The organism is Pantoea sp. ABR1s, from assembly GCF_057812235.1.
Genome location: NZ_JBSZSY010000004.1, coordinates 530,289 through 543,766, shown reverse-complemented (window position 1 = coordinate 543,766; position 13,478 = coordinate 530,289). Strand labels below are relative to the sequence as shown.

At 56.9% G+C, this 13,478-nt stretch carries 12 protein-coding genes; 6 read left to right on the top strand and 6 right to left on the bottom strand.

Annotated features, from left to right (window positions below):
- Positions 1-459 precede the first annotated feature (459 nt).
- Entirely contained in the window at positions 460-1,830 is a 1,371-nt protein-coding gene (locus tag ACXKZD_RS23750; RefSeq protein WP_033760838.1) for an aldehyde dehydrogenase family protein, read from the top strand.
- A gap of 3 nt (positions 1,831-1,833) precedes the next feature.
- Here ACXKZD_RS23750 and ACXKZD_RS23745 read toward each other — a convergent pair whose 3' ends face one another.
- Together ACXKZD_RS23745 and zigA are read right to left on the bottom strand one after the other, a co-directional pair.
- On the bottom strand, positions 1,834-3,012 hold the full coding sequence (locus tag ACXKZD_RS23745) for an NAD(P)/FAD-dependent oxidoreductase (protein ID WP_324701124.1): 1,179 nt from the start codon (positions 3,010-3,012) through the stop codon (positions 1,834-1,836).
- 92 nt (positions 3,013-3,104) lie between these two features.
- Positions 3,105-4,334 carry a zinc metallochaperone GTPase ZigA gene (gene zigA, locus ACXKZD_RS23740; RefSeq protein ID WP_010246814.1) on the bottom strand — a complete coding sequence of 410 codons (1,230 nt, stop codon included), beginning with the start codon at positions 4,332-4,334 and terminating at the stop codon, positions 3,105-3,107.
- A gap of 119 nt (positions 4,335-4,453) precedes the next feature.
- Between zigA and ACXKZD_RS23735 the strand changes: the two genes are divergently transcribed.
- On the top strand, positions 4,454-4,792 hold the full coding sequence (locus ACXKZD_RS23735) for an ASCH domain-containing protein (protein ID WP_187491784.1): 339 nt from the start codon (positions 4,454-4,456) through the stop codon (positions 4,790-4,792).
- On the opposite strand, the gene ACXKZD_RS23730 is transcribed toward ACXKZD_RS23735, so the two are convergent.
- On the bottom strand, positions 4,793-5,341 hold the full coding sequence (locus ACXKZD_RS23730) for a helix-turn-helix domain-containing protein (RefSeq protein WP_010246810.1): 549 nt from the start codon (positions 5,339-5,341) through the stop codon (positions 4,793-4,795). It lies immediately after the preceding gene.
- Positions 5,342-5,452: 111 nt separating this feature from the next.
- On the opposite strand from ACXKZD_RS23730, the gene ACXKZD_RS23725 reads away from it, so the two are divergent.
- The 4 genes from ACXKZD_RS23725 (at position 5,453) to ACXKZD_RS23710 (ending at position 8,200) form a co-directional block, all read left to right on the top strand.
- On the top strand, positions 5,453-6,121 hold the full coding sequence (locus ACXKZD_RS23725; protein ID WP_010246808.1) for an AzlC family ABC transporter permease: 669 nt from the start codon (positions 5,453-5,455) through the stop codon (positions 6,119-6,121).
- Positions 6,118-6,441, top strand: a complete 324-nt coding sequence (locus tag ACXKZD_RS23720; protein WP_010246806.1) for an AzlD domain-containing protein — start codon at positions 6,118-6,120, stop codon at positions 6,439-6,441. Before ACXKZD_RS23725 ends, ACXKZD_RS23720 begins: the two co-directional genes overlap by 4 nt.
- A gap of 107 nt (positions 6,442-6,548) precedes the next feature.
- Complete coding sequence (locus ACXKZD_RS23715; RefSeq protein WP_122459932.1) at positions 6,549-7,451, top strand: alpha/beta hydrolase; 903 nt, start codon at positions 6,549-6,551, stop codon at positions 7,449-7,451.
- A 56-nt stretch (positions 7,452-7,507) separates the two neighbouring features.
- Complete coding sequence (locus tag ACXKZD_RS23710; protein WP_488982298.1) at positions 7,508-8,200, top strand: DJ-1/PfpI family protein; 693 nt, start codon at positions 7,508-7,510, stop codon at positions 8,198-8,200.
- Here the strand turns inward: ACXKZD_RS23710 and ACXKZD_RS23705 are convergent.
- Genes ACXKZD_RS23705 through ACXKZD_RS23695 form a run of 3 tightly spaced genes read right to left on the bottom strand, consistent with a single transcriptional unit; the run spans position 8,186 to position 13,294 of the window.
- Entirely contained in the window at positions 8,186-9,151 is a 966-nt protein-coding gene (locus ACXKZD_RS23705) for an acyltransferase family protein (RefSeq protein ID WP_488982297.1), read from the bottom strand. The genes ACXKZD_RS23710 and ACXKZD_RS23705 overlap by 15 nt on opposite strands.
- Positions 9,144-12,206 (bottom strand): efflux RND transporter permease subunit, encoded by a 3,063-nt coding sequence (locus ACXKZD_RS23700; protein WP_488982296.1) that lies wholly within the window; start codon positions 12,204-12,206, stop codon positions 9,144-9,146. The genes ACXKZD_RS23705 and ACXKZD_RS23700 overlap by 8 nt, the downstream gene beginning before the upstream one ends.
- Complete coding sequence (locus ACXKZD_RS23695; protein ID WP_033768724.1) at positions 12,206-13,294, bottom strand: efflux RND transporter periplasmic adaptor subunit; 1,089 nt, start codon at positions 13,292-13,294, stop codon at positions 12,206-12,208. Before ACXKZD_RS23695 ends, ACXKZD_RS23700 begins: the two co-directional genes overlap by 1 nt.
- Positions 13,295-13,478 lie beyond the last annotated feature (184 nt).

Here is a 13,478-nt window from a genome sequence, read left to right as displayed (position 1 = left end):
GGCGTAAGATCTTCATTCTGTGGATGAAAGGGATCGTTTTCTGACTACAGTGAACATTAGCACTGTTTACAGTGAACATTCTACCTGGTACAGTGAATAAAGTACTGATTACAGTGAACACTTTACTGATTATAGTGAACGCGATCACCCTTTCAGCCCTTGTGGGGTGCGGCCTGCGACGATCGGGGATCTCTTAGGATCTCTATATGATCTATTAAGGATCGTTTATTAGGATCTGTTCACTGTATAAGTGGAAAACTTAAGGCGTAACATCATTTTCAGATGAGCTGACCATCAGCAAAAACTGGCCAGCAATCTGCCCACTGCCTGACCGACTAATCGGCTATAGCCGCATTCATTCTCAATCTATAAACAACTTCCTCACTATTATTCATTTTTCATCACCAACTACAGCGCGTATCGTCTCTCCATCACTGACAGAATGAGGAAAACGGCACCATGACTGAACATGCCTTATCACGTAATCCTACAACTGGTGAAATTCTGGCACGCTATCCTTTGCAGAACAGTGCAGAGCTGGAACAGACACTGACTGAAAGCGCATCTGCTTTTGCAGCATGGAAACGCAGCACCATGACGGACCGCGTTCGCGTATTGCGTCAGCTTGGCGAACAGATCCGTCTGCGTGAGCAGGATCTTTCCCGCATGATCACCCTTGAGATGGGTAAACCCATTGCACAGGCACGCGCTGAAGTTCTGAAATGCGCTAACTTATGCGACTGGTATGCGGAACATGGCCCTGCAATGCTTGCCGATCAGCCTACTCAGATTGCCGATGCGTGGCAGCGATTCCGTCCCATCGGGGTGATCCTGGCTGTGATGCCATGGAATTTCCCCCTATGGCAGGTTCTGCGGGGCGCAGTGAGTATGTTGCTGGCAGGCAACACCTATCTGCTCAAACACGCGCCTAACGTCATGGGAAGCGCCACACTGATGGCTGAGCTGTTCAGGGCAACCGATCTGCCTGCTGGCGGCTTTAACCTGATCAACGTTGACAACGATGGTGTCTCCGTAGCCATCAAAGATGACCGCATTGCCGCCGTTGCCGTTACCGGAAGTGTCCGGGCTGGCGCCGCGATCGCCGCACAGGCGGGCGCAGCACTTAAGAAAACCGTGCTGGAACTGGGTGGATCCGATCCCTTTATCGTGCTGGCGGATGCCGATCTTGATGAAGCGGTTAAATCAGCCGTTATTGGACGTTTCCAGAATACCGGGCAGGTGTGTATGGCTGCCAAACGCTTTATTGTGGAAGCTCCGATCGCTGAAGAATTTGAAAAACGCTTCACTGCCGCGGTCCAGGCACTCACCATGGGCGATCCGCTGGATGAAAATACCTTCCTGGGCCCGATGGCACGCGCCGATCTGCGTGACGAACTGGATGGACAGGTAAAGGCCACGCTGCGTGAAGGTGCACGTCTGGTACTGGGCGGCGAGAAAGTGGCAGGGCAGGGTAACTACTACGCGCCGACCATTCTCGCTGATGTCACCAGCGACATGACCGCGTTCAGGCAGGAGCTGTTTGGCCCGGTAGCCGCTATTGCGGTCGCCAGGGATCCACAACATGCGCTGGAGATCGCCAACGACAGCGAATTTGGCCTCAGCGCCACCGTCTGGAGCGGTAATGAAGAGATTGCCGATCGTCTGGCGCTCCAGCTGGAAGTCGGTGCTGTGTTTATTAATGGCAACGGCGCGTCCGATCCGCGCGTTACCATCGGTGGTGTGAAGAAAAGCGGCTACGGCCGTGAGCTGTCGCACTTTGGTGTGCACGAATTCTGTAACGTGCAGACCGTCTGGAAGAATCGTCGCTAGTGTTTACTGTGCCGACGGAAGATAAGCGGGCGCTGTTTTAGCGACCGCACTGAGCGGACGCAGCAACCGATGCGGTGCAAACGCACTCAGCATTGGTGAGCCTGTGCCGCTCAGCATCTCCTCAGCCACCAGCCTGCCCAGCAATGGGGCAAGTGTCATGCCGCTATGGCTGACCATCAGATAAACGCGTGATGACTCGCTGATATAGCCTAATGCCGGCAAGCCATCTGACGGACGCGACCGCTGTCCTGTTTCAATCCGCTCAATTCTCGCGCCTTCCGTGTTTCTAAACAGCCGCCGCAATCGACGCAGCATCTCTTTGCCAATCAGTCCATCCGGCGAGACCGGCCGCGCCGGATCGGCGTGCTGATCCAGATCCAGCGCCTGCAGCATCAGACGGCCACCGCCATCCGGCCGCACATTCAGTTCCGGGGTAATCAGATTGCATTTAAGTGGGATCGGCAGAGGCTGGGTCTGCGCCAGAAAACTGCAGGCAACAGGATCGGCTCGGTTCGCATCGGTCATCGCCAGTTCAAGCCCGCACTGGTTTATCAGTTCCGGTGCCCAGCGGCCGGTCGCCAGCACCAGCTGATCGCCGCGCCATTCATCTCCACTGGCCAGCGTAAGATGGACATCCTGCGCCGATTCAGTGAGCGTCGTCACTTCATTGTTGCAGACCAGCTGCCCGCCACTGGTACGCAGGTCTGCCAGCAGAGAGGCGATAAACAGGCTCGGATAAAGCAGACACTCCGACGGGAAAGACCAGGCGTGCTGAACGCGGGGATCAAGCCGCAACTCGGGCATTGCACCCAGAAGTGCGGCGCGGCTACGTTTCTCTACGGGGTAATCGAGCGTCGTAAGCTTTGCTGCGCGCTGCGCCAGCTGGCGCAGGGATGATTCATCGGCCGCCCACTCAAGCGTGCCGGTTTCCAGCAGCCATCGGGGTGATGCAGGATGGCTTGCCTGCCAGCGCTTGTGCTCGTCTATCGCATGGGCATTAAGATCATGGTAGCTGGTGGGTTCTTTGCCGTTGGCATTGACCCAGGCATAGCTGATCTGACTGGTTCCGCTGCCAGGATAGTTTTTATCGAAGACGGTGACCTGTGCGCCCCGTCGCGACAATGACTGCGCGACGGCTAAACCCAGCACGCCTGCACCGATTACGGCAATACGTTGTGGCATATCTGGTCTCTCCTGAACAGGGATTAGTGGAAAACTGCTACCCGCCGGTTCGTTTACTATTGCGAAGTCAAAGAAGTACGTCAACCGCAGCGTCAGGCGGTGGTTTCATCGAACCATGCGGGCACCGGATCGGCCAGGGTGATCCACTGTTCAGGCCCCGCAGCCATCTCCTGTGGTGTCAGCAGCGCATGATCCAGCGCGGCACGGACGCTCTTCTCGTCCATCTCAATGCCGATAAAGACCAGTTCCTGGCGCGCATCGCCGGTACCTTCCTGCCACTGTTCAGCGATAAAGTTGAGCGAATCTGCATCCTGTGGCCATTCAGTTCGCGGCACGCTGACCCACCAGCGCCCGGCATAACCCTGACGTGCCACCGCGCCCGCCTGCGACCACATTGCGGCATATTCCGGCCGACTGGCCAGCCAGAAGTAGCCTTTAGAGCGGATAACGCCGTCAAGCTGGTGGTTTACTGCATGCCAGAAACGCTGCGGATGGAACGGACGACGGGCGCGATAGACAAAGTTACGAATGCCATACTCCTCCGATTCCGGCTGATGCTCACCGCGCAGGGTCTGCAGCCAGCCGGGTGCCTGCGCTGCCCGGTCAAAATCAAACCGGCCGGTATTCAGCAGGCAGTCCAGCGGAACCTGCCCAAACTCACTGTTCACAATAAGCGCGTGCGGGTTAAGCGCCTGCAGCATGCCCTTCAACTGGTGCAGCTGCGCCGGGCTGAGCAGGTCCGTTTTGTTCAGCACCAGCAAATCACAAAACTCAATCTGATCCACCAGCAGATCAACCACTGAACGCTCATCCTGCGCGCCCAGCGATTCGCCACGTGACTGCAGATCATCGGCTGAACGATAATCGCGCAGGAAGTTGAAGCCATCGACTACGGTGATCATACTGTCCAGCCGGGCATAGGCTGACAGACTTTCACCCGCTTCATCTTCAAACGTAAAGGTTTCGGCAACCGGCAGCGGTTCAGAAATGCCGGTAGACTCAATCACCAGGTGATCGAAACGCCCGGCCTGAGCCAGACGTTTTACCTCCAGCAGCAGATCTTCACGCAACGTGCAGCAGATGCAGCCGTTACTCATTTCGACCAGCTTTTCATCGGTGCGGGAGAGCTGCGCACCGCCATCGCGCACCAGTGCAGCGTCAATATTAATTTCAGACATATCATTGACGATCACCGCGATCCGCCGTCCTTCGCGGTTGTTCAGAATATGATTAAGCAGGGTAGTTTTACCGGCACCGAGAAAGCCGGAGAGAACGGCAACCGGCAGACGGGGATCGTCGGATGTCAGAGCAGAGAGTGTCATGATGTTACCTGTAAGAACGTGATTATAGATACGTTATAACATAACATTAGTGAGTTTGTTTTCAATCCTGATTTGTGTTTTTGTTGCGGGTATCAATGAGCGTTTAAAAGGGAGTGGAAATGCAACAACTCATGCTTGTCCCGCGTCTGATGCCAGCCGTCAGGTCCGGAGAGAAAACCTTGACGATTCGCTGGCAGGAGGGCGATATCACCATGGGTCCGCTGAGAATGGTGAATCAGCACGATGAAACGGACGCGGTAATCGTGTGGGTGACGCAGGTCGACACGCTGCGCTTAAGCGAAGTCGCCGCGATGCTGGGGAAACAGGAGGAATGGCCTGATGAGGTGCTGCTGGAAGGGATGCGCGAGCACTATCCGGAGATCAGGCTGAGCAGTGAGGTGCAGCTAATCACTCACCTCACGCCCGCAGAAACCCTGCAGAAGCTCACTAAACAGTGATCAGCTGTGCTCAATCACCAGCAGCGCCATCGTATCGGCTTCCAGCGCCCGAAAGATATGCAGCTCATCGCCCGGATAGGTAATGTAATCACCCACATCCAGCTCCACCGCACTGTCGACCGGACCCACCAGCGCACGCCCTTTAGCGATAATAATATGCTCAATGGTATTGGGGATATGGGGCTGGGAAATACGTTCGCTGCCGGGCTGAACTTCCAGCAGATAGATATCACGCCGGACGCCGGGCGGGCAGGAGGCCAGCAAAACGGCCTGATAATCGGCAAGATCGGCGGTAACCGTCAGGCCTTCTCCACGCCGAATCACCTGCAGACGACGCGCATCCGGCTCCAGCAGACGTGAAAATGGAATGTTCAGTGTTACGCAAAGCGACCACAGGGTTTCAATGCCCGGATTGCCATTACCCGCTTCCAGCTGTGACAGCGTAGATTTAGCGATCCCTGCGCGGCGCGCCACTTCAGCCAGTGAAAGACCGGCTCGCTGGCGTTCACGTACTAAGGCATTGGCAATAATGCTGATAGGGGTATTCAAACGCACTCCTGATAACCTGAATGTTTTTTATATCGAACATAACGTTCATCTTGTAAAACGCTTTCGCAGTGTTCATTATATCGGATTATATGTTCATTATGAGACAGAGTGATGCTTTTTCCGCAAATGCAGTTGCTGGACAAAGGGGTGATCAAAGCGATTTTTCTGGTCTGCCTGGCTGATGGAATTGTTGGTTTATCCTATGGCTCGCTGGCGTCGGCCGACGGGTTTCCGCTGTGGGTGCCGCTGGCGCTCTCAACGCTGGTGCTGGCGGGGGCGTCGGAGTTCCTGTTTATCGGCATTGTGGCCGGTGGCGGCAGTCCATTTACCGCCGCCGCAGCGGGCCTGCTGGTAAACGCACGTCATTTGCCGTTTGGCATCGCGGTCAAGGATCTGGTGGGGCAGGGTCCGTCAGGCTGGCTGGGCTGTCACATCATGAACGATGAAAGTGTGGTGTTTGGGATCTCTCAGCCGCAACTGGCGCAGCGCCGCAGTGCTTACTGGCTGTGCGGTATCGGTATCGGCTTGATATGGCCGGTCAGCGTCATGATCGGGGCAGCAATCGGGCAGTTTATTCCTGATGTCTCGGTGATCGGACTGGATGCGGTGTTTCCGGCGATCCTGATTGCTCTGATCTTCCCGGCGCTGCGCCAGCGACGCACCCGGATCCCCGCGACCGTCGGCGCGCTGCTCTCCTTGCTGGCGACGCCACTGGTTCCGGCGGGCATGCCGGTGCTGTTTTCACTGCTGGGCCTGCTGACATGGAGATCGCGCAAATGACACATCAGGGAATGATTATCGCCGGGATTGCCCTGCTGGCTGCCGGAACTTATCTTATGCGGTTTGCAGGCGTCAGGCTGGGAAACCGTCTGCCAATCAGCGAGCGCACCCAGCAGATGCTCTCCGACGCCGCCACGATATTGCTGCTGGCGGTAGCGGCCACCACCACGCTGTTTGAAGGTCAGCATTTTGCCGGTGTGGCACGGGTGGCGGGCGTGGGCTTTGCCCTGTTGCTGGCGTGGCGTCGTGCGCCGCTGATTATGATTATTCTGGGGGCGGCGGCGATGACGGCGCTGTTGCGTTTTCTCGGCGTGCCCTGAGGATGTCATTAACCCCGGCAAAAGCGGGGATGTTATCGCAGTGAAAATTTGTCAGGATGGCACTCTCTCAGGCGTGATTAGCCCGATAACCTTGCAGGGATTGCTGAATGAACACTATCCGTACCTGTTTCCTCCTGATGCTGCTGACCGTGATGACAGCCGGTTTAACCGCCGTTCCGGCCATTGCCCGACCCGATATGCGTCCGCTGGGCAAGAACATCGCCGACACAGGTTCCGCCTGGTATCGCTTCCAGAGTAAAAAGTTTGTCTCACAGGATGGGGAACGGCACTATCGGGTGTGGCTTGCTATCCCCAAAAGCGATGCGCCGCCAGGCGGCTATCCGGTGCTCTGGCTACTGGATGGCAATGCGGCGATGGCACATTTGACAGAACCTCTGCTTAAAAAGCTGAGCAGCGGCACGCCGCCAGTGCTGGTCGCGGTGGGTTACGACACCCATTTGCCCTTTGATGTGGTGGCGCGTAATTACGACTACACCCCACCCAATGATGCGCCTGATACTCTGGTCACTCAGCCTCATGGCCGCAAAGGCGGAGGCAGCCATCAGTTTCGTCAGCTGCTGCTGAACACAATTGTCCCGTGGGCAGAACGCCTTGCGCCCAGTAATCCGCAGCGGCGTGCGCTCTGGGGTCACTCCTACGGCGGACTGTTCGTGCTGGATACCTTCTTTCATGCCGCCTGGTTCAGCCATTACTTTTCGGCTGCTCCCTCGCTGAGCTGGAATCATCAGCGCATTCTTACCCTTGCCCGACGCGCCGATGCCGGCCCGCTTAAACATCTGTCGCTCTATCTGATGGAGGGCGATGGCATCACCGAACGCCGAACCGGCCACTCTGACGATCTTCAGCAGGAAGAGCGTGCGCTTATCGACATCCTGCGCCCGAGCGGTGCCAGACTGATTCTGACGCGTTATCCCGGTCAGAGTCACGGCCAGATATTACCCTCATCGCTGGTGGATACGCTGGAAATAGTTTCCGGTAGCCGGGATTGATATCTGACCGGACATCGCGGCATGATGGCGTTTCATCACCTGCCCGGAGTTCACGCATGAATCGTCCGCTACAGATTGGTCTTTTGCTGTTCCCTGATGTCACTCAGCTCGACTTAACCGGCCCGTGGGAGGTGTTTGCGCGCACGCCTGGTGTCGAATGCCATCTCATCTGGAAAGATCTTCAGCCGGTGCGTTCCGATCGCGGCCTGTCGATATTGCCGACTACTTCGTTTGCAGATTGCCCGCCACTGGATGTGATCTGTGTGCCTGGCGGGCCAGGACAGATCGCCCTGATGTCGGATGACATCACGCTGAATTTCCTTCGCCAGCAGGCCGATCAGGCGAAGTGGGTTACGTCGGTCTGTACCGGTTCGCTGGTGCTGGGGGCCGCCGGACTGCTAAAGGGGTATCGTGCTACCTCGCACTGGAGCTCCATCGATCAGCTGGCCCTACTGGGCGCGGAGCCGGTTAGTCAACGGGTGGTGCGCGACCGCAATCGTATCAGCGGCGCAGGCGTGACCTCTGGCATCGATTTTGCCCTGACGCTGGTGGCAGAAATTGCGGGTGACGCGGTGGCGAAATCGGTTCAGCTGCAGATGGAATATGATCCTGAACCGCCGTTTACCAGCGGTTCGCCGCATACCGCATCGCCACAGGAAGTGGAGCAGGCGCGGGCGAAAATGGCTGAGTTTCTTGCCACTCGTCGTGCGGCAACCGAACGAGCCGCCCTGCGACTACAGGCTGATTAGCTTACTGACGCCGGGGATGCGCAACAGCAGCAGTGACAGCGCCATTGAGAAGATTAACGTCAGGGCGATGACCAGCAGTTTATCGCCCAGCGTCTGGATGCGGATTGCCGCCGCCAGCAGGCCAAAAATCAGATAGTGCAGGATATAGACGCCGGTCATGGTCTTCCCCAGGGTCGTCAGAAACGGCGTCAGCCACTGGACTTTTTCCGGCAGGCGAATGGCGTTAATGCTGATCACAATCAGCACCACCAGCAGATAAACCTGCGAGCCCGTCAGCACCACATCGTTATGGGTCGCCAGAAAGCGCGCAAGAAAGTAATGACGCTCATACAGCCAGGTAAAGAGATAAACCGCGGGCAGCAGCAGCAGGCTGATCTTTATCACTCTGGGTGATGTCAGCAATTGCATCACGCGCGGCGCGTCCATCAGCCGACCTGTGAGGTAGTAGAGCACCCAGGTCCAGATTCGGTATTGCGGCAGCAGCGAAAAGGCCCGCTGGCCCGGGTAGAGGCTGGCGAGCAGGTCATAGGCAAAAGCTAACACCAGCAGCAGTAAAATCCCCGATGCCATCAGCCCAGGCCGCTGAATGAGTCGGTCAATCAGCGGATGCGACACATAAATCACAATCAGCGCAATTACAAACCACGGCTGAATCAGATAGCCCTTATGATGCATCCCGGCAAACCAGAAAAAGCTGAACCAGAAGATAAAAATCAGCAGAATGCGGCGAATTTTGCCGAGCTGCCACGCGGGTGTATGCAGCTCACCGGCATCAATATAACCGCTGAGCAGAAAATAGAGCGGCGTGGCGATCGTCGAAACAAAACTCAGCACGTTCAGCGTCAGATTAATGTCGTAATGGTAGCTGTCGTAGCTCTGGTAAAGCGTGAAAAACGAGACGGCGGTGATACAGGCCAGCGTCTTCAGCATTGCCAGTCCGCTCTTATTCACCGTGCGCCTCCCGACCATGGAAGCAACGATAGATGACCGGCAGCACCAGCAGGGTCAATACTGTCGCGAACCCGAGACCAAAAATAATGACCACCGCCATGCTCTGGAAAAAGACGTCGCGCAGCAGCGGCAGCAGGCCCAGCACCGTGGTGAAGGCGGTCAGCAGAATAGGACGCAGACGTGAGGTCGCCGCATCAATAATTGCCAGCTGCAGCGATTTCTCCTGCCGGAACAGCCTGATCTCCTCAATCAGCACGATCCCGTTACGGATCAGCATGCCCGACAGGCTCAGCAGCCCAATCAGCGCCATAAAGCCAAACGGAATACCGGTGAACAAAAAGCCACAGGTGACGCCAATCAGCGCCAGCGGCACGGTGATCCAGATAGCGACGGCGTCGCGCAGCGAGTTAAACATCAGCACGGTAATGATGAACATCGCCAGGAATCCCACCGGCAGCGAACTCAGCAGCCCGCTCTGTGCTTCACGTGAACTCTCCAACTCACCTCCCCATTCAAGCCGGTAGCCCGCCGGGAGTTTAAGCTGGTCGATCTGTGGCTGAACCCGCGCCACCACTTGTGCGGAGGTTAACCCTGAAGCGGGATCGGGATCGGTCTGCACCGTCAGCACGCGCGTACGATCGCGGCGCATAATCAGCGGATTCTCCCACTCCAGCCGGAAGTCGGAAATCACATTGCTCAGGGGCACAAAGTGCTGCAGGGCCGCACTCCACAGCTGAATATTCTCGATGTGATCGACACTCTGCCGCTCTTCATCAGCCGGATAGAGCATCACCGGCATCAGCCGCGAACCGTCACGGAAAATGCCCACCGCGTCACCGCTGAAATTCATTCTCAGCGCCTGATCGATGTCACGTTTATCGATACCCAGTTCCTGACCACGCAGCGCCGAATAGACCGGGCGGATCACTTTGCTGCGCTCCTGCCAGTCGTTGCGAACCGGAAACGTAGAGCCATCCGCCAGGAAAATGGCATCCAGCTGGCTGCCGATGTGGCGCAGCACTTCGGGATCGGGGCCGATCACCCGCAGGGCAATGGCGCTGTCACTGGCGCTGCCAAACTGGATACGTTTGATGCGCTGATTTACCTGTGGGAAGTTCTGCTCAATATACGCCTCGGTTTTCAGCGCCAGCGCATCAAGCTGTCGGCCATCCTTAACCCGCACCATAATCTGGGCGAAGTTGCTGTACTGCCGTGCCGCGTCGTAGGTCAGGGTAAAGCGCAGAGCGCCCTGGCCCACCGTCGTGACCGTGGCTGCGACCTCAGGATCCTGATTAATAAACCGGGCAATGTCCGCCGCCGTATTCGCGGTGTAATGAATATCAGTGCCATAGGGCAGCCAGAGATCGGTGAAAAAGACCGGCGTGCTGGAGGAGGGGAAAAAGTTCTGCTTCACGAGTGTAAAGCCATACAGCGACAGAGCCAGCAGTGTCACCATTACCGTCAGCGTGGTCAGGCGGAAACGCAGCAGGCCGCCCAGCGCCTGACGATAGAGCCGGAATACGATTCCCTGATAAGGCGTGGAGGGTTCGGTTTGCTCAGGCTGAGCCGTGCTGCGGCGCTTCTCACTCCAGTTGATAAACACCGGCGTTAAGGTCAGCGCCGTGACCCAGCTCAGCATCAGTGAAATCAGCAGCACCTGGAACAGCGATTTACAATATTCGCCGGTCGAATCCTGCGACAGGCCAATCGGCGCAAAGGCGAGAATCGCAATCACCGTGGCACCCAGCAGCGGCAGGGCAGTGCGCCGCACCATGCGGGTAATGGCCTGCTGTAAAGGGTGCCCGCGCTGATGATCGATTTTGACCCCTTCGACCACCACAATGGCATTATCCACCAGCATACTGAGCGAAATAATCAGCGCGCCCAGCGACACCCGCTGCAGCTCAAGTTTAAACAGGTACATGATCAGGAGTGTGCCAAGCACGTTAAGCGCCAGCGAGGCGGCAATCACCATGCCGCTGCGCAGGCCCATAAACAGCAGCAGCGTTCCCACCACAATCGCCAGCGCCATCAGGAAATTGAGGATAAAGCCATCAACCGACTGTTTCACCTCATGGGCCTGGTTATAGAACACCTTCAGGCTGATACCGGCGGGCGTATCCTGCTGGTAGTGCGCCATTCTGGCGGAAAGCGCGTCGCCAACATCAATCACATTGACGCCGGGCGCGAACGAAATGCCGATAGCCAGAGCCGCTTCACCGTCTGCAAAGTAGATATTGGCGGGATTGTCGGTAACGCCACGCGTCAGGGTGGCGATATCGCGCAGATGCACGTTCTGTGGGTTGCCAGCGGGCAGAATCGGCAGATTAGCCAGATCGTCCAGCGTCTGCAGTTCGCCGGTGGGATGAAAACGGATCGATTCGCTGTCGACCCGCAGCGTTCCGGCACTGGCAACGCTGTTATTCCGGCTCAGCAGATCGGCGACGCGCTGCGGCGTCATACCATAGGCGGTCATTTTGCTGGCGGAGAGAGCGATGCGGATCTCCTCCTGCTCGACGCCCGCTACTGCAACTTTAGCCACACCCGGCACCAGCACCAGATCGCGCCGCAGCTGATCGGCATAGTTGCGCAGTTCGCTGTTGGTAAAGTCTTTACCATGAATGACGAAGAAGTAGCCGTAAACATCGCCGAAATCATCGTTAACCAGCGGGGCCTGAACGCCAGGCGGGAACTGCCGGGCCGCATCGCCGACCCGACGACGTAACTCATCCCAGATTTGCGGCAGCTGATCGGCCAGATAGCGGGTATGAATATTAACGGTAATCTGCGACAGGCCATTGCCAGAAATGGACGTGACATTGTCCAGCGACGGCAGGCGCTGCAGCGCATTCTCCAGCGGCAACGTCACCTCCTCTTCAACCTGCTGTGCGGACGCGCCGGGATAGTGGGTGACAATTACCGCCGACTTAATGGTAAACAGCGGATCTTCGAGGCGGCCAATGTTGAGCAGCGCATAGATGCCGCCCACGCCCAGCAGCAGAATGACCATCCAGATGCGAATGGGTTTATCAAGAAAATGCTCCTGAATACGCATTATAACCCCCGCTCGCGCTGCCAGATGCGCACCGCTTCACCGTCACGCAACTCACCCACTCCGGCGGCAACGATACGGTCGCCCGGCTTCAGCCCGCTGATGATTTCAATGCCCTGGGCGGTGAGACGGCCCACTTCGACAGGTCGATCTTTGATGCGCAGCGCCTCACCATCCTGCTCAACCAGCCAGACGTGCGGCTGATTGGTGGGGCTGCGATCGGGATTGAACACCGCCGCCGCAGGCACGACCAGACGCGGCTGGGCAGGGGCATTTGGCAGGTTATGCAGCCTGACGCGTACCGAGCCGCTGAGGCCGGCAACGCCAGGGAGATCAGCCGGACGCGGCATGGTCAGCACCACCTGATAGGTCAGCGTGGCGGCATCCGTCTGGCTGGTGTGCTCTTTATATTGTGCGGTGAAAAAGCGGCCTGGCAGGGCGTTAAACTGCACTTCAGGCTGATAGTCAATATTCTGGATATCGAGGCTGGTGAAGAGGGTTTCGGGCAGCGTAAAGATGACGTCAAGCAGATCGGCACGGGTCAGCAGCGCAATGGGCTGTCCGGCGGCCACGACCTGATGATTACGCGCCTGTACCCTTGCAATCACACCATCAAACGGCGCGCGAAGGCTAAGAAACTGTAACTCCTCCTGTGCGATTTTCAGCGCAGTCGCGGCGGCATCGCGATTAGCACGCTGCACATCCATTTCAGACTTTGAAACGGCGCTGCGCTGGGCCAGCGTATTGAAGCGCTGAAATTGTCGCTCCGCCAGTTGCAGTGCAGTCTGGCGGTCGCGTACCCGTAGTTTCGCATCTGCATCATTCAGGGTAGCGAGAAGCTGTCCCGCTTTCACGGGCGTTCCGTCACGAATATCAAGCTGTACCAGCTGGCCTGCCCGTTTAAACGCAAGATCGGTATTATCACCTGCCTGAATACGCGCAGGAAATACCCGGATATTTTGAGCGATGTCCGACTCAAGGGTGAAAACTTTAATTACGCGGGGCGGGGGAGCATCCGGTTCTTTTTTTTCATCGCACGCTGTCATAAAAAAACAACAGAGCAAAATGAGGATAACCTTGCGTTTAATCATTTTCTTCGCCTTAACATCAGCTTTTAAACTGCGGTTTGATAAGCATTAAGGCGTAATAAACCCTGATGCTTATCGCGACCGGGATAAACTTATTTTTAATCTTCGTCATATAAGTTTAACGAAGCGGCAGGACCGCTTCGCCTGAATCGGCTTACGCCGCCATATGAGAGACCACCAGCCAGGT

Bases quoted from the DNA above. Each gene is read 5' to 3' on its own strand.
- ACXKZD_RS23750 (WP_033760838.1), top strand. From the start codon at position 460: ATGACTGAACATGCCTTATCACGTAATCCTACAACTGGTGAAATTCTG.
- ACXKZD_RS23745 (WP_324701124.1), bottom strand. From the start codon at position 3,012: ATGCCACAACGTATTGCCGTAATCGGTGCAGGCGTGCTGGGTTTAGCC.
- zigA (WP_010246814.1), bottom strand. From the start codon at position 4,334: ATGACACTCTCTGCTCTGACATCCGACGATCCCCGTCTGCCGGTTGCC.
- ACXKZD_RS23735 (WP_187491784.1), top strand. From the start codon at position 4,454: ATGCAACAACTCATGCTTGTCCCGCGTCTGATGCCAGCCGTCAGGTCC.
- ACXKZD_RS23725 (WP_010246808.1), top strand. From the start codon at position 5,453: ATGCTTTTTCCGCAAATGCAGTTGCTGGACAAAGGGGTGATCAAAGCG.
- ACXKZD_RS23720 (WP_010246806.1), top strand. From the start codon at position 6,118: ATGACACATCAGGGAATGATTATCGCCGGGATTGCCCTGCTGGCTGCC.
- ACXKZD_RS23715 (WP_122459932.1), top strand. From the start codon at position 6,549: ATGAACACTATCCGTACCTGTTTCCTCCTGATGCTGCTGACCGTGATG.
- ACXKZD_RS23710 (WP_488982298.1), top strand. From the start codon at position 7,508: ATGAATCGTCCGCTACAGATTGGTCTTTTGCTGTTCCCTGATGTCACT.
- ACXKZD_RS23700 (WP_488982296.1), bottom strand. From the start codon at position 12,206: ATGCGTATTCAGGAGCATTTTCTTGATAAACCCATTCGCATCTGGATG.
- ACXKZD_RS23695 (WP_033768724.1), bottom strand. From the start codon at position 13,294: ATGATTAAACGCAAGGTTATCCTCATTTTGCTCTGTTGTTTTTTTATG.